A 22,498-nucleotide genomic window follows, 5' to 3' on the forward strand; every position below is an offset into this window, starting at 1 on the left:
GCGGTCCCTTGGGGGAACCGCCCGCCGCCCGCGACATGTGGCCTGGCGCCGGGGCGGGCGCGTAGATCAGAGGGCGATCAGTGCGAGAAGTGGCCCCGGTAGTACTGGAAGACGAAGCCGATGCTGGTCATGATCACCGCGAACGCGCCGATGATGAACATCCACCAGCCGATGATGAACCCGACGGTCATCAGGGCGGCGGCGAGGCAGACGAAGAGCGGCCACCAGCTCGACGGGCTGAAGAACCCGAGCTCGCCGGCGCCGTCGCTGATCTCGGCGTCCTTCCTGTCCTCGGGCTGGGCGCCGATGCGGCGGGCCGTGTAGAGCAGGTAGTAGCCGATCATGAGCGCCAGGCCGACCGAGATGGCCAGCGCGGTCGTGCCCGTCGGCTCCTTGGACCAGAACCAGTACACGAGGTCCACTGCGGCGAAGAAGATGCCGCACAGGACGAACATCCACCCCTGAACCTTCATCGGGCCTCCTCCAGTTCCTTGTCAGGGACGGGCGCGGGCGGGTTGTGCAGGTCGAAGGCGGGACGCTCCGACCGGATCCGCGGCAGCGACGTGAAGTTGTGCCGGGGCGGCGGGCAGGACGTGGCCCACTCCAGGGAGTTGCCGAAGCCCCACGGGTCGTCGACGAGCACCTTGGGCGCCGTGCGCGCGGTGCGCCACACGTTGTACAGGAACGGCAGCGTCGAGGCGCCCAGGACGAACGCGCCGACCGAGGACACGACGTTCAGGTCGGTGAAGCCGTCCGCCGCCGAGTAGTCGGCGTAGCGGCGCGGGAAGCCTTCGGCGCCGAGCCAGTGCTGCACCAGGAACGTCGTGTGGAAGCCGATGAACAACGTCCAGAAGTGGAACTTGCCGAGCGTGTCGTTGAGCATCTTGCCGGTGAACTTCGGCCACCAGAAGTAGAACCCGGAGAACATCGCGAACACGACGGTGCCGAAGACCACGTAGTGGAAGTGCGCGACGACGAAGTAGGAGTCGCTGACCTGGAAGTCCAGCGGGGGCGAGGCCAGGATGACACCGGTCAGGCCGCCGAACAGGAACGTCACCAGGAAGCCGACCGCGAAGAGCATCGGCGACTCGAACGACAGGTGGCCCCGCCACATCGTGCCGATCCAGTTGAAGAACTTCACACCGGTCGGGACGGCGATGAGGAAGGTCATGAACGAGAAGAACGGCAGCAGGACCTGGCCGGTCACGAACATGTGGTGCGCCCACACCGCCACGGACAGGCCCGCGATGGAGATGGTCGCGCCGATGAGGCTGATGTAGCCGAAGACCGGCTTGCGGCTGAAGACCGGGAGCACTTCGGTGATGATGCCGAAGAACGGCAGCGCGATGATGTACACCTCGGGGTGACCGAAGAACCAGAACAGGTGCTGAAAGAGCATCGCACCGCCGGTCGTCGAGTCGAAGATGTGCGCCCCGAGATGACGGTCCGCCTCGAGGGCGAGCAGGGCGGCGGCCAGCACCGGGAAGGCCAGCAGCACCAGGATGCTGGTGAGCAGGATGTTCCAGGTGAAGATCGGCATGCGGAACATCGTCATGCCGGGCGCGCGCATGGTGACGATCGTCGTGATGAAGTTCACCGCGCCGAGGATGGTGCCGATGCCGGACATCGACAGACCCATGATCCACAGGTCGCCGCCGAGGCCGGGCGAGGACACGGCGTCCGACAGCGGCGTGTAGGCCGTCCAGCCGAAGGAGGCGGCGCCGTCGGGGGTGAAGAAGCCCGAGACGGCGATCGTGCTGCCGAACAGGTAGAGCCAGTAGCTCACCATGTTGAGGCGCGGGAACGCGACGTCGGGGGCGCCGATCTGCAGCGGCATCAGCTCGTTGGCGAAGCCCGCGAACAGCGGGGTCGCGAACATCAGCAGCATGATCGTGCCGTGCATCGTGAACAACTGGTTGAACTGCTCGTTGCTCACGAACTCGAGGCCCGGCTGCGCGAGCTCGGCGCGCATGATCAGCGCCATGACGCCGCCGATCAGGAAGAACACGAAAGACGTGATCAGGTACAGGTGCCCGATCACCTTGTGGTCGGTGGAGGACATCCACCGGACGATGACGTTCCCCTTGCGGGCGCGCCTCGCGGGGACGCCTCCGTGGAGCGGTTCGCTAGCGGCGGTCACTGGGCACTCCCAGCCTGGTTGACGTACGTGTCGTATTGCTCCTGGGGCACGAGCTTCACCGAGAAGAGCATGCGGCTGTGGTCGACGCCACAGAGCTCGGCGCAGCGCCCGGCGAAGGTGCCGGTCTTGTTGAGCGTCTGGATCTCGAAGACGTTCTTGACCCCGGGAATGACGTCACGCTTGAACAGGAACGCGGGAACCCAGAACGAGTGGTTCACGTCCGGCGAGACGAGGTCGAACTGGACCTTCTTGTCCACCGGGAGCACCAGTTCGGGCTTCTTGGCGGGTGTGCCGACGACGCTGACGGTCTTGCCGTTGTACTCGCTGGTGAAGCGCCAGCTCCACTGGAAGCCCTCGACCTTGACCTTGACGTCGGGGTTCTTCGACACCGCGACGATCGCGTTCTCGTCACGCGCGGTGAAGTAGAAGAACACCGCCACCATGATGATCGGGACCGTCGTGTAGAGGATCTCGATCGGCAGGTTGTAGCGCACCTGGGGCGGCAGCGCGTCGGGCGAGTTCTTCCGCTTGCGGTGGAACGCGCAGGCCCAGAGGATCAGGCCCCAGACGACGACACCTACGGCGAGGGAGGCGATCCAGGCACCGTTCCAGAGATTCTGGACGATGCCGGCCTCCTTGGTGACACCCTCGGGCATGCCGGCACGAGACCACGTGCCAGGCCCTCCACACGCCGTCAGGGACACCAGCAGCACCGCCAGAGCGGCGGCGCGCGGCACCCTGCGTGCCAACGGGCGCCGTGTAGAACGGCGGGTCGGACTCACGGATCGCCTACTCCACAGTTAAAGCCCAAGAGTCCCCCTCCTGGGCGGTCGTTTCCAGATTCACGATCTCAAACGGGATTCGCGTTCTAAGTTGTCTCACGTCACGCTGGGGGACACATTAGCGCGCACTGGGCCCGCCCTCCTTCTCAGCCCCCGTGAACGTGCCGGGCACGTCGCGACCTGCCCGCTCGCGGCCCCCGCTCCCCCGGCCCGCCGACGCCCGTACCCGGAGCCGGTGCGACCATGAACGCGTGGCGTACTTCGACGCGGCCTCCACCGAACCCCTGCATCCCGCCGCGCGCGAGGCGCTGATCGGCGCCCTCGACGCGGCCGACCCCGCCCGGCTGTACGGCGCGGCGCGGCGCTCGCGCATGCTGCTTGAGCGGGCGCGCGAGGAGGCCGCCGAGGTGATCGGCGCGCGGCCGGACGAGGTGTCCTTCACCTCATCCGGCACCCAGGCGATCCACCTCGGGGTGCTCGGGACGCTGCTCGGCCGCCGCCGCGCGGGCCGCCGCATGGTCACCGGCGCCGTGGAGCATTCCAGCGTGCTGCATGCGGGGGCCGTCCACCAGCGCGAGGGCGGCGAGATGGACGTCGTCGGGGTCGGGCTGACGGGCCGGGTCGACCCCGAGGAGTTCGCGGCGGCCGTGGCGCGGGAGGGCACCGCTCTGGCCTGCCTGCAGACGGCCAACCACGAGGTCGGCACGCTCCAGCCGGTGGCGCGGGTGGCGGAGGCGTGCCGGGCGGCCGGGGTGCCGCTGCTCGTGGACGCGGCGCAGACGCTCGGGCGGCTGCCCGTCCCGCCCGGGTGGTCGGTGCTGGCGGCCAGCGCGCACAAGTGGGGCGGCCCGGCCGGCGTGGGCGTGCTGGCGGTGCGCAAGGGCACGCGGTGGCGCTCGCCGCTGCCTGAGGACGAGCGGGAACGGCGCCGGGTGCCGGGCTTCGAGAACGTCCCGGCCGTCCTGGCGGCGGTGGCGGCGCTCAAGGCGCGCGTGGCCGAGGCCGAGCGGGACAACGCCCGGCTGTCGGCGCTGGTCGACCGCATCCGCGAGGCCGTGCCCCGGCTGGTGTCCGACGTCGAGGTGGTCGGCGACCCGGTCGAGCGGGCTCCGCACATCGTCACCTTTTCGTGTCTTTACGTGGCCGGTGAGGCGATACTGACAGAGTTGGATAGGTCCGGATTCGCCGTATCGTCCGGTAGTTCGTGCACGGCGAGTACGCTACGACCATCACACGTATTGGAGGCCATGGGAGTGCTCACGCACGGGAACGTCCGGGTGTCCCTGCCCCGGGACGCGTCCGAGGCGGACGTCGACCGCTTCCTGGCCGTCCTCCCGGACATCGTCCGGCGCCTCCGCGCCGCCGTCGGGGTCGAGTCGCCATGAGCGGCCACGTGTCCCGCGCCGGGGAAAGGACGCGGTCGTGATGGCCAGGCGGCGGGACGCCGAGGAGGCTCCGCGCCAGGAGGCGGCCGCGCCCGAGGTGGCGCTGACGATCGACGCGCTCGGGCGCAAGTGCCCGATCCCGATCATCATGCTGGCGCAGCAGATCAACGACGTGCCGATGAACGCGACCGTCGCCGTGCTCGCCGACGATCCCGCGGCGTTCACCGACGTGCCGGCGTGGTGCCGTCTGAAGTCCCACCACCATATGGGCAGCTACGACCTGCCCCAGGGAGGCTGGGCCATCCACGTGCGGCGCAACTACTGACTGTGCCTATTGCCGCGCCTCCGGCGCGGCGGTTCGGGGCTCCCCTTTTGGCGGCGTTCTTCCGCCCTTGCGGGCAAGGACTCCAGAACACCGCCGCGCCCCGAACTCTGTTCATGGCCGCGCCTTCGGCACGGCGGGTTCGGGGCGCTTTGGAGGCCGCAGCGGGTCAGGCGTAGTGGCAGGACAGGTGCGAGGCGATCTCGGCGGCGGCCTCGGGGCCGTACGAGGCCGAGAAACGGTCCAGGAAGCCCTGCTTGCCGAGCTTGTACTCCTGGCCGCCGACCTCTTCGAGCACGTGGGTGGCGATGAGGTTGCCGACCTGGCCGCACCGCTCCAGCGACGCGCCCCAGGCGAGGGCCGACAGGAAGCCCGCGCGGAAGGCGTCGCCGACGCCGGTCGGGTCGACCTTGCCCAGCTCGGGGGCCGGGGGGACGTGGATGGACGGCTCGCCCTTGCGGTCGATGCGCGCGCCCTTCGGGCCGAGGGTGGTCACCCGCACGCCGACGCGCTCCAGAACCTCTTCGTCCGACCAGCCGGTCTTCTGCTCGACCAGGGCCTTCTCGTAGTCGTTGGTGAAGAGGTAGGCCGCGCCCTCGACCAGCGACCTGATCTCGTCGCCGCCCATGCGGGCGAGCTGCTGGGAGGGGTCGGCCGCGAAGGGGATGCCGCGCTGGCGGCACTCGTCGGTGTGGCGGAACATCGCGTCAGGGTCGTTCGGGCTGATCAGCACCAGGTCGAGGCCGTTCACGCGGTCGGCGACGGGCTGCAGCTCGATCTCGCGCGCCTCGGCCATCGCGCCGGTGTAGAAGGACGCGATCTGGTTGTGGTGCTCGTCAGTGGTGCACAGGAATCGGGCCGTGTGGCGTGTCCGGGAGATGTGCACCGAGTCGCAGTCGACGCCGTGGCGCTCCAGCCAGGAGCGGTAGTCGGCGAAGTCGTCGCCGACGGCGCCCACCAGGACCGGCTTCAAGCCCAGGCAGCCCATGCCGAACGCGATGTTGGCGGCCACGCCCCCGCGCCGGATCTGGAGATCGTCGACGAGGAAGGACAGTGAGACGCGGTCGAGCTGCTCGGCGATGAGCTGTTCCCCGAAGCTGCCCGGGAACGTCATCAGATTGTCGGTCGCGATGGAGCCGGTGACGGCGATGCGCACGGGTCGCTCTCCTCGTTTTCAGCCACGGCCGTCGGCCACGGTCGGCGTCGGTCAGCCTCGTTGAGCTCGCCAAGAATATGACACGGAAACACCGGCCATAGCGATACGACCGCGCCGCCGACGATCTTGATCGGCCCGTCCCGGGCGGCTCGCGCCAAGGTTGTGGCATTCGTCACCTGCGGGGACGCGGCGACCCCTAGAGCTCCCCGGAGCGCGGAGCGACCTCGCGACCGTCCCGGGTGGGGTGGCCAGCCGGCGCGAGAAGGCATGCCCGGCGAGACGCCTCCGGGCATGCCTCGACCCCGCCCGGCGATCTCCCTACGGGCGGGGCGGTGGCGACCCGTTCTTTAGTTGAACGAGTCGCCGCAGGCGCAGGAACCCGTGGCGTTCGGGTTGTCGATCGTGAAGCCCTGCTTCTCGATCGTGTCGACGAAGTCGACCGTGGCGCCCGTGAGGTACGGAGCGCTCATGCGGTCGGTGACGACACTGACGCCGCCGAAGTCGGAGACGACGTCCCCGTCCATCGAGCGGTCGTCGAAGAAGAGCTGGTAGCGCAGGCCGGAGCAGCCGCCGGGCTGCACCGCGACACGGAGCTGGAGGCCCTCCTCACCCTGCTGCTCGAGCAGGCTGTGCACCTTGGCCGCGGCCGCGTCGGTCAGGATCAAGCCCTGCTGCGTGGTCTCGCTGCTCTCAACCGTCATCTGTTGACTCCCCGTCTGCCCCAACGCCCCCACGAGGGGACGGTGGCCTTTTTCTGAGGTCTCACTTAGACGCTACCAACACCAGGGGACCACTACACATTCCTGTCTCACGCTCCGAACTCCGAACTCCGCACCCTCGGGAATATCGGGCCGCCGCCATGTGTCATGATTAGTCGTCAACTAGACGATAAGTCCCCACAAGAGGTGTACAGCCGTGACCACTCTCGACACCGGGATCCCTCTCTTCGTCCTCGGCCAGGGCACCGACCCGCACAGCGAGCGCGGCGTCGACTGTCCCGGGGAACTGCCCCCGGCGTCCGATCCGGATCTCGTGGCGCGCGCGGTGAAGGCCAAGGCCGCCCTCGGCGACAGGCTGTTCGTGCTCGGCCACCACTACCAGCGCGACGAGGTCATCCAGTTCGCCGACGTGACCGGCGACTCCTTCAAGCTGGCCAGGGACGCGGCCGCCCGTCCCGAGGCCGAGTACATCGTCTTCTGCGGCGTCCACTTCATGGCCGAGTCGGCCGACATCCTGACCGGCGATGACCAGCGGGTGATCCTCCCCGACATGGCCGCCGGGTGCTCCATGGCCGACATGGCGACGTTCGACCAGGTCGAGGAGGCCTGGGACGTCCTGACCGACCTCGGCCTCGCCGACGTCACCGTCCCGATCACGTACATGAACTCCTCGGCCGACATCAAGGCGTTCTGCGGGCGGGGCGGCGGCGCGGTCTGCACGTCCTCCAACGCCAGGCGTGCGCTGACCTGGGCGTTCGAGCAGGGCGAGAAGGTGCTCTTCCTGCCCGACCAGCACCTCGGGCGCAACACGGCCGTCCTGGAGATGGGCTTCTCCCTGGACGACTGCGTGGTCTACAACCCGCACCGCCCGAACGGCGGCCTCACCGACCAGCAGCTCAGGGACGCCAAGATGATCCTGTGGCGCGGCCACTGCTCGGTGCACGGCCGCTTCACCGCCGGCTGCGTGGACGAGGTGCGGGCGCGCATCCCCGGGGTCAACGTGCTGGTCCACCCCGAGTGCCGGCACGACGTGGTCACCAAGGCCGACCAGGTCGGGTCGACCGAGTACATCATCAAGACGCTGGAGGCGGCCCCGGCCGGGTCGGCGTGGGCGGTCGGCACCGAGCTCAACCTGGTCAAGCGGCTCGCGGCCGCGCACCCCGACAAGACCGTGACCTTCCTGGACCGCACGGTCTGCTACTGCTCGACGATGAACCGCATCGACCTGCCGCACCTGGTCTGGGCGCTGGAGTCCCTGATGGAGGGCCAGGTCGTCAACCAGATCACCGTGGACCCGGAGACCACCTACTGGGCCAAGCTCGCCCTCGACCGCATGCTCGCCCTCCCCTGACCCGGGCGGGCGCCCCCGTCACACCAGCTCGTAGATCACCCGCACGATGATGGTGATCGTGCCCTGACCCGGGCTGACGGAGGCCTTCTCGGCCATCGCGAAGCGAGGAGGGGCGCTGTCGCCCTCCTCCTCCAGCTTCATGACCCGGCCGACCTGCCGGCCGGCCAGGGCGGCGTACTGCTCGGCCTTGGCCCGCGCGTCGCGGTACGCCGCCGCGCGGGCCTCCTTCAGCAGGGCGTGGGACCGGGAGATCTCGAAGGAGAGGCCGCTCAGCCGCACCTCGTCGCCCGCCGCGGCCACCGCGTCGATGACGGCGTCGGCCTTCGACAGGTCACGGACCAGCGCCTCGACGCCCTGCGAGGCGCGGTACCCGACGACCTTCGGGTACTTCTCGTACTCCGTGCCGAGGGACAGGTCGTTGGTCCGCAGATCCTGCCGGGCCACCCCGGCGGCGATGAGGGCGTCGGTCAGCCTGGCGGCGCCCTCCTTCACGGCCGCGAACGCCGCGCCTGCCTTGTCCCTGCGCACCTCCACGCCGACGCTGAGCCGCATCACGTCCGGCGTGGCCCGGACGCTCCCCCGGCCCACTACGCCGAGCTCCGCCGGTTCACCGGCCGAGACCGCGGGGGCCGTCGGATCGGCGGGCCCCGGAGACGCGTGCGCCGCCTGCGGTCCCGCGAAGACGACGCCGGCGGCCGCCAGCACGACACTCAATCCGGTCACGCGCATCATGAGCACAGTCATGAAGCACATGCCACCACCGGGCGCGCGCCGCTCCGGCGAGCCGCCTCCGCACGCGGCGGGAACTTGACCAATCCCAGGACGGCCGCAGCCCCAGGACGGGCCGGGGGGACACGCGCGTCCGGTCCCAACAGCGGCGGATCTCAGAAGCGGCGCCGATCTCAGGAGCGGCGTGGAACCTCAGGAGCGGCGTGGGCCGAAGACGCGCGGGACGGCCAGGAAGCCCTCGGCGATCACCGAGGCGAGCCCCACCTTGGGCAGGTCGCGGGTGTCCTCGAAGGCGATGAACCGCGGCGTCCACACCGGGTGGTACTTGGCGTTGGCCCGGTAGAGCGATTCGAGCTGCCACCACCGCGACAGGAACAGCAGGGTGCACCGCCACAGCCGCAGCACCGGCCCGGCGCCGAGCCGCGCCCCGCCCTCGAACACCGACCGGAACATGGCGAAGTTGAGGGAGATCTGCTTGACGCCGAGCGACCCGGCCTCGGCCACCAGCCCGGCGACCATGAACTCCATGAGCCCGTTGTCTGAGCCGCGGTCGCGGCGCATCAGGTCCAGCGACAGCCCGTCCTCGCCCCACGGCACGAACGACAGGATCGCGGCGAGCCCTCCCTCGGCGTCCCTGGCCTCCACCAGCACGCACGCGCCGTCCGCCGGGTCGCCGAGCCGTCCGAGGGCCATCGAGAACCCCCGCTCGGCGCGGGTGTCGCGCCAGGCGGCGGCGCGGTCGATGACGTGGCGCATCTCCTCGGGCGTCAGGTCGGCGTGCCGGCGGACCCGCAGCGTGAAGCCCGCGCGCCGCACCCGGTTGACGGCCTGGCGCACCCCGCGCATCTCGCGGCCCTCCAGGCCGAACGCCGCGACCTCGATGACGGCCTCGTCGCCGACTTCCAGCACCCGCAGCCCGGCGCGGGCGTAGGCGTGGGCGGCGGCCTCGCTGGGGCCGATCGCCGCGGGCGCCCAGCCGTAGCGGCGGGCCTCGTCCATCCAGGCCCGGATCGCGTGCCCCCATGCCTCGACGTCGCCGATCGGGTCTCCCCCGGCCAGGCACACCCCGGCGACCACCCGGTAGGAGACCGCCGCCTTGCCGCTGGGCGAGAAGATGACGGCGCGGTCGCGGCGGGTGGCGAAGTAGCCGAGCGAGTCGCGCGCGCCGTACGCCCGCAGCAGCGCCCTGACGCGCTCCTCGCCCTCGGCGGGCAGCTCGGCGCGGGCCCGCTGGGACCGGAACAGCACGGCGAACGCGACCAGCACCGCGACCGCGCTGAGCAGGCCGATCACGAGGTTGACCCACGACGGCGGGCGCCCGGCGCGGTAGAAGTCGAGGGTGACGACCCCGCCGAGGGTGTGTTCCACCGTCCAGGGAAGGTGGTCGCCCGGCTTGAGCGTACCGGGGAAGAGCGTCACCAGCGTGTACCCGACCGCGAACGAGACGCCGAGCAGCGACCCCAGCGTGAGCAGGGCCTTCCTGAAGGACGCGCGCCGGGTGGGGGCGAAGAACTCGTCGTGCGCCGCGGCGAGCACGCCGAGGACGAGGGCCGAGATCACGAGGTTGACGTCGGCGGCGACTACCTGGCCGGTGAGGGAGTACTCGTCGACCAGGTCGGGCGTCAGCGACGAGGACAGCACGACCACGAGATTGCCCAGCACCAGCAGCACGAAGATGACGGTGACGACGCCGTACGCGGCGCGTTTGCGGCGGGCCAGCGCTCCGGCCAGGATCCCCAGGAACACCGCGTACCCGAGGTTCGGTTCCACGGGGAAGACCGCGGTCTCGATGAGGCCGGTGACCGGCCCGAGCGTGCTGCGCAGCGGGCCGGCGATCGCGATGGCCGCGGAGTACAGGGCTGCGACGCCCATGCACACCGACAGCACCCGTGGCACCAGCCCCCGGAACCCGCCCCTTGCACCCGCACCTGCCGCCGCGCCGACGCGGCCCTGCTCGGTCACTGCCACCTGTATCCTCCCGGCGACGGCTGAATCGCCGCAGGTATACCCCTTGATCCGCCTATCTAAGGCCGAGAAGGATCGACTGATCCGCTAGAACCCGGGGGCGCCCCAGAGGGGGAACCATCGGGACAGGTCGGGCTCGATCTTGAGGTCGCCGGAGATGGCGCCGCGGACCTGGAGTTCGAGGGCGTTGTCCCTGCGCTCGCCGGGGAGCGGGGCGAAGGGATAGAAGGTGCCCTGCTTGTACAGGTAGACGAGCGCGAGGCCGTGACAGTCGGGGCGCCGACCGTCGGAGCCCTGACCGTCGGGCATGGTGAAGGTGACCATCGAGCACAGCAGCGAGGGGCCGAAGCCGGCGGACTCCAGCGAGGAGTTGATGCCGTGCAGGTCGGTCACCAGGGCGGCGAGGTCGTCGGGCGGCCTGCGCGCGAGCAACCAGGTGTAGCCGTAGGAGTCCTGGGACCGCTCGACCTCGGACTCGCCGAGCAGCGCACTGATGTCCTGCTCGAGGGTGGCGAAGGCCCCGCCCTCGGCCGCGCGGAAGCAGACCGAGCCGAGGCCGGTGGGCGTGGCCCCGGTGGCGGCCTGGAGCGTCACGGCCGCGGAGGGCAGGGCGAACAGCGCGTCGAGGTCGGGTTTGACGGGCTTGCTGCGCCCGAGCAGCGCGTCCAGCCAGCCCATCGGATCAGGCCCCCCGGCCGAGCTGGGCGGCGATGGCGCTGAGCTGCTCCAGCCGGCGCTCCAGCGGCGGGTGCGTGGCGAACAGCGCGGCGAGGCTCGCCCCGGCGTTCCTTGCCGACAGGGCGGGGGCGAAGAAGAAGGCGTTGAACGGCTGCGCCTCGCGCAGGTCGCGGGTCGGGATGCGCGACATCTCGCCGGTGACCTTGACCAGGGCGCTGGCGAGCGCCGAGGGACGCTGGGTGAGCAGCGCGCCGGCGCGGTCGGCCGACAGCTCGCGGTAGCGCGACAGCGCGCGGGTGAGCAGGAAGCTGATCGCGTACACCACCAGCGAGACCAGCATGATGATGAGCCCGATGGGCGGGCCGTTGTTGTTGCCGCGGTCGCGGCCGAGCCCGGTGTACAGGGCGAACCGCGTCATCAGCCCGGCGACGATGCCGAGGAACGAGGCGATGGTCATGACCGCGACGTCGCGGTGGGCGACGTGCGACATCTCGTGCGCGACGACGCCTTCGAGCTCGATCGGGTCCAGCCGTCGCAGCAGGCCGGTGGTGACGCAGACGACGGAGTGCTTCTGGTCGCGGCCGGTGGCGAAGGCGTTGGGCACGTCGCTGTCGGCGATGGCCACCCTGGGCTTAGGGGTGTTGGAGATCGCGCTGAGCCGGTCGATCAGCCCGTGCAGCTCCGGCGCCTCCTGCGGGGAGACCTCCCTGCCGTGCATCGCGAACAGCGCGATCTTGTCGGACAGGAAGTACTGCACCAGCAGGAGGCCACCGGCGACGACGAGCACGACGATCGCCTGGACCCCCAAGGCGATCAGGACACCCACGAAGGCGACGTAGAGCAGGCCGAGCAGGAACATGGTGACGACCATGCGCACGGTAAGGCCCCGGTCGGGGGCGTACCGGGTTTGTGTCATATGTCCAAACTATCCTGGAATAAGCCCAGAATCCCCAAGCATGCCCCTCACTTCGTCGATCGAAGCGTCGGACGGCGGCAAAATCAGCTCCGACGGCTCCAGCGCGTCATCCGGCAGCGGCTTGCCGAGCTGGCGCACCTTGTCGAGCAGCGCGTGCAGTCTGGTCCGGAACTGCGGCTCGTCGTCGGTCTCGATGGCCGCCTCGAGCTCGCTGTCCAGGGAGTTGAGCACGTCGATGTCGCCCTCGGCGATCTGGACCTGCCCCTCCCCCATGATGCGGACGATCACAGGCCCTCCCCCTGCTGGCGGTACTGCTGGGTCGACTGCTGGGTGGGGTGCGCCTGCTGCTGGGGAGCCTGCTGCTGCCCCTGCTGACCGGCCTCGATCGCGTCACGCGGCGCGGGGCCCTGGCCCAGCTCGGCCTTCATGCGGGCGAGCTCCAGCTCGACGTCGCGGCCGCCGCCCATGCGGTCCAGCTCGGCCTGGATGTCGTCGCCGCGCTGGCCGCTGAAGTCGTCCAGCGCGCCGCTGGCGAGCAGCTCGTCGATCGCGCCGGCGCGCGCCTGCATCTGGGCGGTCTTGTCCTCGGCGCGCTGGATCGCCAGACCCACGTCGCCCATCTCTTCGGAGATGCCGGAGAACGCCTCGTTGATGCGCGTCTGCGCCTCGGCCGCCGTGTAGGTGGCCTTGATGGTCTCCTTGCGGTGGCGGAAGGAGTCGACCTTGGTCTGCAGGCGCTGGCTGGCGAGGGTGAGCTTCTCCTCCTCGCCCTGGAGGTTGTTGTGCTGCACCTGCAGGTCGGCGATCTGGCCCTGCAGCGCGGACCGGCGGCTCAGCGCCTCGCGAGCGAGGTCCTCCCGGCCGACGCTGAGGGCCTTGCGACCCTGGTCCTCCAGCTTGTTCGCCTGCTGCTGGATCTGGTTGATCTGCAACTCCACCCGCTTGCGCGAGGTGGCGACGTCGGCCACACCCCGGCGCACCTTCTGCAGAAGCTCAAGCTGCCGCTGATAGGAGTAGTCGAGGGTCTCGCGCGGATCCTCCATCTTGTCCAAGGCCTTGTTGGCCTTGGACTTGAAGATCATCGAAAGTCTCTTCATCACGCTCATGCGCGTTGGCCGTCCCCTTCTAGGTTGTGCTGTGCCCTATGCTCCCGCTCGCTGCGACGCTCGCCGGCCGTATGCTCGCTGCGCAGGCATCCATGCTTCCTCGCGCCGACTCGCATCCATGGGCTGCCACTCATCGTCAGCCCCCGATTATCGCGGCAAAGTCGCCTAGGTCCACCCTACGCATAACGCACGAGGGCGTCATTAAGTTGCACCGCCGGTAGGCTGACGTCGTGTTCCGACGTCGTACTGAGGCTCCCGTGGACGAGTCCCCCGCCCCGTCTTCCGAGACGGGCGCGAAGACCGCGGGCAAGGGCCGCCCCACTCCCAAGCGCCGCGAGGCCGAAGGCAGGCGCCGCCAGCCGGTGACCGCCCCCAGCAACCGCAAAGAGGCCTACAAGCAGGCCCGCGAACGCCAGGCCGCCGAGCGCACCCGCGCCCGCGAGGGCATGCTACGCGGTGACGACCGCTATCTTCAGGCCCGCGACCGCGGCGCCGCGCGCAGGTTCGCCCGCGACTGGGTCGACTCGCGGCGCACGATCAGCCAGTACTTCCTGCCCGTCTCGCTGATCCTCCTCGTCATCCTGTGGACGATCCCGATGTTCGGCGGGCAGACCGGCATGCTCCTGTACTCCTACGCCATCACCATCCTGTGGCCGGCGATGATCGTCGTCGTCGCGCTCAGCGGGTTCTGGGTGGCGCGGCGGGTGAAGAAGGAGGTCGCCGAGAAGTATCCGGACGAGAACCTCCGGGGCGTCGGCTTCTACGCGGCGATGCGCGCCATGCAGATCCGCAGGCTGCGCTTCCCGCCGCCGATGCTGCTGCCCGGGGGCAAGCCGGCCCCGCCCAAGAAGTGACCTGGCGGGGCGGCGGTCCGGCACCGGATCGTTAAGGTCGGAACATGCATTTTCGCCATCTCGGCCGCAGCGGTCTGAAGGTCAGTGAGATCAGCTACGGCAACTGGATCACCCACGGTTCCCAGGTCGAGGAGGACGCCGCCAAGGCGTGCGTCCACGCGGCCCTGGACGAGGGGATCACCACGTTCGACACCGCCGACGTCTACGCGGGCACCCGGGCCGAGGAGGTCCTCGGCCGCGCGCTCAAGGGCGTGCGCCGCGAATCGCTGGAGATCTTCACGAAGGTCTACTGGCCGACCGGCCCGGGGCAGAACGACCGCGGCCTGTCCCGCAAGCACATCACCCAGAGCATCAACGGCTCGCTGCGGCGGCTCGGCACCGACTACGTCGACCTCTACCAGGCGCACCGGTACGACCACTCGACCCCGATCGAAGAGACGTTGAAGACCTTCGACGACCTGGTGCGCCAGGGCAAGGTGCTCTATGTCGGCGTCAGCGAGTGGAACGCCGCGCAGATCGCCGACGCGCTGCGCGTCGCCGACGAGATGGGCTTCGACCGGCTGATCTCCAACCAGCCGCAGTACTCGATGCTGTGGCGCGTGATCGAGGCCGAGGTCGTGCCGCTGTGCGAGAAGGAGGGGGTCGGCCAGATCGTCTGGTCGCCCATCGCGCAGGGCGTGCTGACCGGCAAGTACCTGCCCGGGCAGCCCCCGCCCGAGGGCTCGCGGGCCACCGACCCGACCGGCGGGAGCTTCATCGGCCGCATGATGAACGACGACCTGCTGACCCGCGTGCAGGGGCTCAAGCCGATCGCCGCCGACCTCGGCCTGTCCATGGCGCAGCTCGCGGTGGCGTGGGTGCTGCAGAACCCCAACGTCTCCTCGGCCATCGTCGGGGCGGCGCGGCCGGAGCAGGTGCGCGACAACGTCAAGGCGGCCGGGGTGCGCCTCGGCGAGGACGTGCTGGCGCGTATCGACGACGTGCTCGGCTCCGTGGTGCAGCGGGATCCGGCCCTGACGCAAAGCCCGGCAACCCGTCCGTAAGGCATTTCGGGCCCCTTGTCCTATCGGTCGCCCGGAATATTTTCGGTCACGCCGGTACCGGGAATGGACAAGGGGCACAATGCCGGGTCACCGGTATCACTCGGCGCGCAGGGACATCCCGCCGTACTCCACCTTGTCGTCCTCCAGCAGCGTGACCTGCTCGACTCCCGCGCTCAGGAGCGTCCGCCAATTTTCCCCGAGCCATGACTCGGCATCGGCCTGGTTTGGAAAGATCTCGCGCGGAAGCGGGCCGTCCGTAACCTCACCACCATTTGCGTTTTCATATCGCCAGCGCCAAGTCATGCCATACGCTCCTTTTCGCGGGTTCGCCCAACGCCCTCACGACGGCTGTGCAGACCTTATCTCCTGGAGTGTGCCGCAGATCTTGCCGACGGGCGCCGGGACGGGCCAGGAGGACCGCGGGAACCGACCGGACCCGAGCCCCTTCGAGGATGGAGGCCATCCCATGCCGCCCACGCTCCGTCTCCCGGCGCACCCGGCCGGACCCGGACTCGCGACGGCGGCGGGCCCCTCGTCCCCGGCCGGGGCGTGGTGAAGGTCCTCCTGTCCGGCACGGCGGGCCCGTACGGCTGGCCCGAGCCCACCTGCGGCTGCGCCTCCTGCGGCCGTCTCCCCGCCGGGCACCGCCTGCCCACGGCCGTGGTGCTGGACGACGTGCTGCGGCTCGCGCCGCCCGCCGGGCTGCCCGTCACTCCCCCGGCCACCCTTCCCAAGGGGTACCGCATGACCGTCACGCCGGACGGCTACGCGGTCAGCGGCCCCGACCGCGGCCGCGTCCTGCACGCCGTGCCGCCGGGCGAGCGGGGCGGCACGCCCTCGCCGTGCTGGGCCGAGGACGACTACGACCTGGTGCTCATCGACCTGCTCGACCGGCCGCAGCGCCTCGGCGACCTGCGCCGCCGCGGCCTGGTCACGGCCAGGACGCGCGTCGTCGCGGTGAACCTTGACCACCGCGTGCCCTCCGAGACCGAGCTGGCCAGGCGGCTGGCGTTCTGGGGCGCGGAGGCGGTGGACGACGGCACCGTCCTCGACACGCGGCGGCCCGCCCCGGCCCGCCCGCCCGCGCCGAAGCGGGTGCTGCTGCTCGGCGGCGCGCGCTCGGGCAAGTCGGCCGAGGCCGAACTGCGCCTGATCACCGAGCCGGACGTCACCTACGTGGCCACCGGGCCGACAGGCAGGCTCGACGCCGACTGGCTGGCCCGCGTGCGCGCCCACCAGCGGCGACGGCCTCCGTACTGGACGACGATCGAGACGACCGAGCTGGAGGCGCTGCTCAGGTCGGAGACGGGGCCGCTGCTCATCGACGGCATCGGCACCTGGCTGGCCTCGGTGTTCGACGCGTGCGGCGCCTGGGACGACCCGGCGCACGACCGGCCGCGCGGGCGCAACCCCGGCCGTTTCGGCACGGCCCTGGACGCGGTGGCGGCCCGGTGCGACGACCTGGTGGCGGCGTGGCGGCAGACCCGGGCCCAGGTGGTGGCGGTCAGCGACGAGGTGGGGCTGAGCGTGATCCCGGCGACGGCCAGCGGGCGGGTGTTCCGCGACGCGCTCGGCCGGCTCAACCAGAACCTGGCCGCCGAATCGGAGGAGGCCACGCTGGTCGTCGCCGGCCGCGTCGTCCCCCTCCCGATCTGAAGGCCGATCCGAGGCCCGGTCGGAGGCCCGGTTTGAGGCCCCATCCGAGGCCTGATCCGATCCGGGCCGCCGCCGGGTACTCTGCACCGGGCCTTCGCCGAGCGGCGCCGCCGTACCGGCTTCCCCCCGTCCCCGCCCGTCCCGCCCGTGGAGGATTGGTCGTCATGTCCGCACCCACCGTTCCCGAGCCGGTCGTCGCGGGCCTGCGCCTGGCCGTCGGCACGCTGAGCGTCTGGCCCGTCGGGCTCCCGCGCGCCGACCGCGAGACGGCCGGGTGGGCGATGACGCTCGCGCCGCTGGTCGGGCTGCTCCTCGGCCTCGCGGCGGGCGCCGTGATGGCGGGCGCGCAGTTCCTGGTGTCTCCGCTGCTCGCGGCCGTGGCCGGCCTCGCCGTGGCGGCGGTGCTGACGCGCGGGCTGCATCTGGACGGCCTCGCCGACCTCGCCGACGGCCTCGGCAGCGGCAGGCCCGCCGCGCAGGCGCTGCACATCATGAAAAAGTCGGACATCGGGCCGTTCGGCGTCGTCACGTTGATCTTCACCCTGCTGGCACAGGTGGCCGCGGCGTCGGAGGCGGGCCCGGCGGCGCTGGTCCTCGCCTGCGCGACCGGGCGGGCGGCGCTGACGTGGGCCTGCGTGGCGGGCGTGCCCTCCGCGCGCCCGGACGGGCTCGGCGCGATGGTCGCCGGCACGGTGCGGCAGAGCTCGGCGATCTACGTGACGGCCGCCGTCGGCGCCGTGGCCCTGGTGTGCGGCCTGATCGCGGGGCACCCGGTCGTCTTCCCGGTCGCCGCCGCGGCGGGGCTGGGCGCGGCCTGGGCGGTCCGGGCGCACGCGACCCGGCGCCTCGGCGGGATCACCGGCGACGTCCTCGGCGCACTGGTCGAGATCGCCGCCACGGCCACGCTCGTCGTCTGCGCCGCCTCCCCCTGACCACGGCCGGAGGCAGGGGCGGCCGCGACGCGCGTGACGGAGCCGATCCGTACGACCGCCACGCCCGGGACGAGAAGGACACGCCGGCCGAGGGAGCCGGCGTCGTGCCGGTCGGCGCCGCGCAGGTCAACCAATTCATAGGACGAACCCTCGTTTATGCGTATGGGGCATCCAGGGCTAGCATCGGCCTTCGTGACGACAGTGCGACTTAACGCCCTTGACTCGGGGTCGGTGGAGACCGAAGCCCTCGTAGTCGGCATCAACGCCTCCCCCGAAGGTCCCCGCCCCGCACCGGGCGCGCACGACGTGGACGCCGCGCTCTCCGGCGGCCTCGCCGCGACGCTCGGCGCCCTCGGCTTCTCCGGCAAGCCCGGCGAGATCGCCAAGATCCCGACCTTCGGCGCGCTGCCCGCGACCGTGGTCGTCGCCGCCGGTCTGGGCGAGGCCCCGGGGTCCGAGGGCGACTACGACCTCGAGGTGCTGCGGCGCGCCGCCGGCGCGGCCGTCCGCTCGCTGGCCGGGACGCCCCGCGCCGCCCTCGCGCTGCCCGCCACCACGCCCGAGCAGGCCGAGGCCGTGGCCCTCGGCGGCCTGCTCGGCGCCTACGACTTCGCCAGGTACCGCACCGCGGAGGAGCTCAAGCCGCCCGTCGGCGAGATCACCGTCCTGACCGGCGCGCCCGGCGGCGAGGACGCCGTCGCCAGGGCGGCGACGCTGGCCGAGTCCGTCACGCTCGTCCGTGACCTGGTCAACACCCCGCCGTCCGACCTCTCGCCCGCCCGCTTCGCCGAGATCGCCGAGCAGACCGGTGCCAAGGCCGGGCTCACGGTCGAGGTGCTGGACGAGACCGCGCTGAAGGAAGGCGGCTACGGCGGCATCGTCGGCGTCGGCCAGGGCTCGGTGAACCCCCCGCGCCTGGTGCGCCTGGGCTACACCCACCCCGAGGCGGCCACCACGCTGGCGTTCGTCGGCAAGGGCATCACCTTCGACTCCGGCGGCCTGTCGCTCAAGCCGTCCGCCTCCATGACCTTGATGAAGTCCGACATGGGCGGCGCGGGGGCGGTCCTCGGCGCGCTGCTCGCCATCGCCAGGCTCGGCCTGCGCGTCAACGCCGTCGGCTACCTGTGCCTGGCCGAGAACATGCCGAGCGGAAGCGCCCAGCGCCCCTCGGACGTGCTCACCACCTACTCCGGCAAGACCGTCGAGGTCCTCGACACCGACGCCGAGGGGCGGCTGGTCCTCGTGGACGGCATCGCCCGCGCCGGCGAGGACGGCCCGGACATCATCGTCGACGTCGCCACCCTGACCGGCGGGCAGATCGTCGCGCTGGGCTGGCGCACCTCCGGCGTCATGGCCTCCGACGACGCGCTGCGCGAGGAGCTCGTCGAGCTCGCCGTCGGCCAGGGCGAGGCCGCCTGGGGCATGCCCCTCCCCGAGGACCTGCGCAAGGGCCTCGACTCGCCGATCGCCGACATCGCCAACCTCAACCCCGAGCGTTCGGGCAGCATGCTCGCCGCCGGCATCTTCCTCCGCGAGTTCGTCCCCGAGGGCGTGCGGTGGGCGCACGTCGACATCGCCGGGCCCGCCTACAACAAGGAAGCCCCCTACGGGTACACGCCCAAGGGCGGCACGGGGATACTGACCCGCACCCTCGTCGCGCTGGCCGAGCGCCACCAGGCGGCGCGGGAGGCATGATGAACGCGGGCGCACCGGCCGACGGAGACCGGCGGCGTCACGAACACGCGGGACAAGTGAAAAGATGCTGTTGGGCAGGCCGGGGCGCGCCGTCGATGCGGCATGGCCCGGCCGTGAGGGCCCACCGATCCGACAAGGAGCTTTCCAGTGGCTGATGGCAGCGGCCCCTTCGACATCGTTGTCCTGGGGGGCGGTAGCGGCGGCTACGCCTGTGCCCTGCGGGCGGCCGAGCTCGGCAAGTCCGTCGCGCTGATCGAGAAGGACAAGATCGGCGGCACGTGCCTGCACCGGGGGTGCATCCCGACCAAGGCGCTGCTGCACGCCGCCGAGGTCGCCGACGAGACGCGCGAGGCCACGACCGTGGGCGTCAAGGCGAGGTTCGAGGGCATCGACATGCCCGGCGTCCACGCCTTCAAGGACAAGATCGTCAACCGCGCCTGGAAGGGCGTCCAGGGGCTGCTCAAGAGCCGGGGCATCACGATCATCGAGGGCGAGGGCCGCCTCGCCGGCCCCGGCCGGGTCATCGTGGGCGGCCAGGCCGTCGAGGGCCGCAACATCGTCCTGGCCACCGGCTCGGTGCCGAAGTCGCTGCCCGGCCTCGACATCGACGGCGACCGGGTCATCACCAGCGACCACGCGCTCAAGCTCGACCGCGTCCCGTCGTCGGTGGTCGTCCTCGGCGGTGGCGTGATCGGCGTCGAGTTCGCCTCCGTCTGGCGCTCCTTCGGCGCCGAGGTCACGATCGTCGAGGCCCTGCCCCACCTGCTCCCGCTGGAGGAGGAGTCCAGCTCCAAGCTCCTGGAGCGCGCCTTCCGCCGCCGGGGCATCAAGTACGAGCTCGGCGTGCGCTTCGAGAGCGTCAAGACCACCGGCACCGGCGTGGTCGTCACCCTGGAGGGCGGCAAGACCCTGGACGCCGAGCTGCTGCTCGTCGCCGTCGGGCGCGGCGCCGTCGCCACGGGCCTGGGGTACGAGGAGTCCGGGGTGGCCATCGAGCGCGGCACCGTCGTCGTCGACGAGTTCTGCCGCACCAGCGTGCCCGGCGTCTACGCGGTCGGCGACCTGATCCCGACCCTCCAGCTCGCGCACGCCGGCTTCGCCGAGGGCATCCTCGTCGCCGAGCACATCGCCGGCCTGTCCCCGATGCCCATCGACTACGCGGGCGTGCCCCGCATCACCTACTCCGACCCCGAGGTGGCCTCCGTCGGCATCACGTCGGCCGTCGCCAAGGAGCGCGGCCACGAGATCACCGAGCTGGTCTACGACCTCGGCGGCAACCCCAAGAGCCAGATCATCGGCACGCAGGGCGCCGTCAAGGTCATATCCCAGAAGGACGGCCCCGTGCTCGGCGTCCACATGGTGGGCAAGCGCATGGGTGAGCTCGTCACCGAGGGGCAGCTCATCTACAACTGGGAGGCGCTGCCCTCCGAGGTGGCGCAGCTCATCCACGCGCACCCGACCCAGTCCGAGGCTGTCGGCGAGGCGATGCTCGCCCTGGCCGGCAAGCCCCTTCACGTACACAACTAAGCCCCTCACAGGGAACGCGAGAGAAGACGACACCATGCCGGTTTCCGTAACCATGCCCCAGCTCGGCGAGAGCGTGACCGAGGGCACAGTCACCCGCTGGTTGAAGAAGGAGGGAGACCACGTCGAGACCGACGAGCCGTTGCTCGAGGTCTCCACCGACAAGGTCGACACCGAGATCCCCTCCCCGTCCGCGGGCGTCCTGACCAAGATCGTCGTTGCCGAGGACGAGACCGTCGAGGTCGGCGCCGAACTGGCCGTCATCGACGAGAACGGCGCGGCGGGCGTCGCGGCGGCTCCCGCCCAGGCCGAGCCCGAGGCGCGTCCCGAGCCGGAGCCCGTGCCCGTGCAGGCGGCGGCTCCCGAGCCCGCTCCCGCCCCGGCCCCTGCGCCCGCCCCGGCGTCCTCGATCCCGCAGCCGCCGCAGCCCGCGCCGCAGGCGCCGAAGCCGCAGGTCCAGCAGGCCCCGGCGACCGCCACCCCGTCGCCGATCGCGCCGGCCGCGCCACCGGTCTCCGGCGAGAGCCCGTACGTCACGCCGCTGGTGCGCAAGCTTGCCGCCGAGCACGGCGTCGACCTGGACTCGCTGGGCGGCACCGGCGTCGGCGGCCGTATCCGCAAGCAGGACGTCCTGGAGCACGCGCGCCTGCAGCGCGAGCAGGCCGCCCAGGCCCAGGCCGCGCAGCAGCAGGCCCAGGCCGCCCCGGCGCAGGCCCCGGCCCCGGTCGCGCCGCAGGCCGCCGCCCCGGCCCCCGAGCCGGTCCAGGCCGACACGACGCTGCGCGGGCGCACCGAGAAGATGTCGCGCATGCGGCAGACCATCGCCAAGCGCACGATGGAGTCGCTGCAGACCTCCGCGCAGCTGACCTCGGTCGTCGAGGTCGACGTCACCAAGATCGCCCGGCTGCGCGAGCGCGCCAAGGCCGACTTCCAGCGGCGGGAGGGCGTCAAGCTCAGCTTCACGCCGTTCTTCGCCCTGGCCACGGTCGAGGCGCTCAAGCAGCACCCCAAGCTCAACGCGGTGATCAACAGCGAGACCAACGAGGTCACCTACTTCGACCACGAGCACCTGGCATTCGCCGTCGACGCCGAGCGCGGGCTCGCCTCCGCGGTCATCAAGGACGCCGGCGACCTCAACCTGGCCGGCCTCGCCCGCAAGATCGCGGACCTGGCCGAGCGCACCCGCACCAACAAGGTCAGCCCGGACGAGTTGTCGGGCGGCACGTTCACGCTGACCAACACCGGCAGCCGCGGCGCGCTGTTCGACACGCCGATCATCAACCAGCCGCAGGTCGCGATCCTCGGCACCGGCGCGGTCGTCAAGCGCCCGGTCGTCGTGGACACGCCCGAGGGCGAGGTCATCGCGGTCCGCTCGATGGTGTACCTCGCACTGACCTACGACCACCGCCTGGTCGACGGCGCCGACGCCGCCCGCTTCCTGACGACGATCAAGCGCCGTCTGGAGGAGGGCCGCTTCGAGGCCCAGCTCGGCCTGGCCTGACCGGCCTGGCCTGACGCGTCCGGCACGGCGCGCCGGTGATCCGC

General features: G+C 71.2%; 22 protein-coding genes. 10 read left to right on the forward strand and 12 right to left on the reverse strand.

Features of this window, described 5'->3' with window-relative positions; translation table 11 throughout:
• Positions 1-77: 77 nt before the first annotated feature.
• From AB0M95_RS35720 to coxB, 3 genes are read right to left on the reverse strand one after another with little or no spacing between them, the layout of a single operon-like run.
• Positions 78-473 carry a cytochrome c oxidase subunit 4 gene (locus AB0M95_RS35720; protein WP_358513286.1) on the reverse strand — a complete coding sequence of 132 codons (396 nt, stop codon included), beginning with the start codon at positions 471-473 and terminating at the stop codon, positions 78-80.
• Entirely contained in the window at positions 470-2,140 is a 1,671-nt protein-coding gene (ctaD, locus tag AB0M95_RS35725) for a cytochrome c oxidase subunit I (RefSeq protein WP_363774562.1), read from the reverse strand. Before ctaD ends, AB0M95_RS35720 begins: the two co-directional genes overlap by 4 nt.
• A complete protein-coding gene (gene coxB / locus AB0M95_RS35730) occupies positions 2,137-2,889 on the reverse strand; it encodes a cytochrome c oxidase subunit II (protein WP_363774565.1) in 753 nt (250 codons plus the stop codon). Before coxB ends, ctaD begins: the two co-directional genes overlap by 4 nt.
• Positions 2,890-3,173: 284 nt before the next feature.
• Between coxB and AB0M95_RS35735 the strand changes: the two genes are divergently transcribed.
• Together AB0M95_RS35735 and AB0M95_RS35740 are read left to right on the forward strand one after the other, a co-directional pair.
• Positions 3,174-4,307: an aminotransferase class V-fold PLP-dependent enzyme gene (locus AB0M95_RS35735; RefSeq protein ID WP_363774568.1), complete on the forward strand. Its 1,134-nt coding sequence runs from the start codon at positions 3,174-3,176 to the stop codon at positions 4,305-4,307.
• Positions 4,308-4,347: 40 nt separating this feature from the next.
• Positions 4,348-4,632 carry a sulfurtransferase TusA family protein gene (locus tag AB0M95_RS35740; protein ID WP_363774638.1) on the forward strand — a complete coding sequence of 95 codons (285 nt, stop codon included), beginning with the start codon at positions 4,348-4,350 and terminating at the stop codon, positions 4,630-4,632.
• Positions 4,633-4,798: 166 nt separating this feature from the next.
• Here the strand turns inward: AB0M95_RS35740 and AB0M95_RS35745 are convergent, their stop codons facing one another.
• Positions 4,799-5,785, reverse strand: a complete 987-nt coding sequence (locus AB0M95_RS35745; RefSeq protein WP_363774571.1) for a carbohydrate kinase family protein — start codon at positions 5,783-5,785, stop codon at positions 4,799-4,801.
• 347 nt (positions 5,786-6,132) lie between these two features.
• A complete protein-coding gene (locus AB0M95_RS35750; RefSeq protein ID WP_363774573.1) occupies positions 6,133-6,486 on the reverse strand; it encodes an iron-sulfur cluster assembly accessory protein in 354 nt (117 codons plus the stop codon).
• A gap of 214 nt (positions 6,487-6,700) precedes the next feature.
• Between AB0M95_RS35750 and nadA the strand changes: the two genes are divergently transcribed.
• Positions 6,701-7,855 carry a quinolinate synthase NadA gene (nadA, locus tag AB0M95_RS35755; RefSeq protein ID WP_363774575.1) on the forward strand — a complete coding sequence of 385 codons (1,155 nt, stop codon included), beginning with the start codon at positions 6,701-6,703 and terminating at the stop codon, positions 7,853-7,855.
• 18 nt (positions 7,856-7,873) lie between these two features.
• Here nadA and AB0M95_RS35760 read toward each other — a convergent pair whose 3' ends face one another.
• The 6 genes from AB0M95_RS35760 to AB0M95_RS35785 form a co-directional block, all read right to left on the reverse strand.
• The gene (locus AB0M95_RS35760) at positions 7,874-8,599 is read right to left on the reverse strand and encodes an SIMPL domain-containing protein (protein ID WP_363774578.1); all 726 of its coding nucleotides are present in this window, start codon (positions 8,597-8,599) and stop codon (positions 7,874-7,876) included.
• A gap of 177 nt (positions 8,600-8,776) precedes the next feature.
• On the reverse strand, positions 8,777-10,552 hold the full coding sequence (locus tag AB0M95_RS35765; RefSeq protein ID WP_363774581.1) for a phosphatidylglycerol lysyltransferase domain-containing protein: 1,776 nt from the start codon (positions 10,550-10,552) through the stop codon (positions 8,777-8,779).
• 84 nt (positions 10,553-10,636) lie between these two features.
• Positions 10,637-11,227, reverse strand: a complete 591-nt coding sequence (locus tag AB0M95_RS35770) for a hypothetical protein (protein ID WP_363774584.1) — start codon at positions 11,225-11,227, stop codon at positions 10,637-10,639.
• Between the two features lie 4 nt (positions 11,228-11,231).
• Positions 11,232-12,143: a zinc metalloprotease HtpX gene (gene htpX, locus AB0M95_RS35775; protein WP_363774587.1), complete on the reverse strand. Its 912-nt coding sequence runs from the start codon at positions 12,141-12,143 to the stop codon at positions 11,232-11,234.
• A gap of 9 nt (positions 12,144-12,152) precedes the next feature.
• Positions 12,153-12,431: a hypothetical protein gene (locus AB0M95_RS35780; RefSeq protein WP_363774590.1), complete on the reverse strand. Its 279-nt coding sequence runs from the start codon at positions 12,429-12,431 to the stop codon at positions 12,153-12,155.
• On the reverse strand, positions 12,428-13,249 hold the full coding sequence (locus tag AB0M95_RS35785; protein WP_358513264.1) for a PspA/IM30 family protein: 822 nt from the start codon (positions 13,247-13,249) through the stop codon (positions 12,428-12,430). Before AB0M95_RS35785 ends, AB0M95_RS35780 begins: the two co-directional genes overlap by 4 nt.
• A 257-nt stretch (positions 13,250-13,506) precedes the next feature.
• Between AB0M95_RS35785 and AB0M95_RS35790 the strand changes: the two genes are divergently transcribed.
• On the forward strand, positions 13,507-14,103 hold the full coding sequence (locus tag AB0M95_RS35790) for a DUF3043 domain-containing protein (protein ID WP_363774593.1): 597 nt from the start codon (positions 13,507-13,509) through the stop codon (positions 14,101-14,103).
• 44 nt (positions 14,104-14,147) lie between these two features.
• Positions 14,148-15,146 (forward strand): aldo/keto reductase family protein, encoded by a 999-nt coding sequence (locus AB0M95_RS35795; RefSeq protein WP_363774596.1) that lies wholly within the window; start codon positions 14,148-14,150, stop codon positions 15,144-15,146.
• A 96-nt stretch (positions 15,147-15,242) separates the two neighbouring features.
• On the opposite strand, the gene AB0M95_RS35800 is transcribed toward AB0M95_RS35795, so the two are convergent.
• On the reverse strand, positions 15,243-15,449 hold the full coding sequence (locus tag AB0M95_RS35800; protein ID WP_363774599.1) for a hypothetical protein: 207 nt from the start codon (positions 15,447-15,449) through the stop codon (positions 15,243-15,245).
• A gap of 246 nt (positions 15,450-15,695) precedes the next feature.
• On the opposite strand from AB0M95_RS35800, the gene AB0M95_RS35805 reads away from it, so the two are divergent.
• The 5 genes from AB0M95_RS35805 (at position 15,696) to sucB (ending at position 22,454) form a co-directional block, all read left to right on the forward strand.
• Positions 15,696-16,802, forward strand: coding sequence for a bifunctional adenosylcobinamide kinase/adenosylcobinamide-phosphate guanylyltransferase (locus AB0M95_RS35805; protein WP_363774602.1), 1,107 nt, complete (start codon positions 15,696-15,698; stop codon positions 16,800-16,802).
• Between the two features lie 164 nt (positions 16,803-16,966).
• Positions 16,967-17,734, forward strand: a complete 768-nt coding sequence (locus AB0M95_RS35810; RefSeq protein ID WP_363774605.1) for an adenosylcobinamide-GDP ribazoletransferase — start codon at positions 16,967-16,969, stop codon at positions 17,732-17,734.
• A gap of 156 nt (positions 17,735-17,890) precedes the next feature.
• Positions 17,891-19,429 carry a leucyl aminopeptidase gene (locus AB0M95_RS35815; protein ID WP_363774607.1) on the forward strand — a complete coding sequence of 513 codons (1,539 nt, stop codon included), beginning with the start codon at positions 17,891-17,893 and terminating at the stop codon, positions 19,427-19,429.
• A 147-nt stretch (positions 19,430-19,576) separates the two neighbouring features.
• Complete coding sequence (gene lpdA / locus AB0M95_RS35820) at positions 19,577-20,956, forward strand: dihydrolipoyl dehydrogenase (RefSeq protein ID WP_363774609.1); 1,380 nt, start codon at positions 19,577-19,579, stop codon at positions 20,954-20,956.
• A 34-nt stretch (positions 20,957-20,990) separates the two neighbouring features.
• Positions 20,991-22,454: a 2-oxoglutarate dehydrogenase, E2 component, dihydrolipoamide succinyltransferase gene (gene sucB, locus AB0M95_RS35825; RefSeq protein ID WP_363774612.1), complete on the forward strand. Its 1,464-nt coding sequence runs from the start codon at positions 20,991-20,993 to the stop codon at positions 22,452-22,454.
• Positions 22,455-22,498: the final 44 nt, after the last annotated feature.

Source organism: Sphaerisporangium sp. NPDC051017, assembly GCF_040683095.1.
Classification (GTDB): domain Bacteria; phylum Actinomycetota; class Actinomycetes; order Streptosporangiales; family Streptosporangiaceae; genus Sphaerisporangium.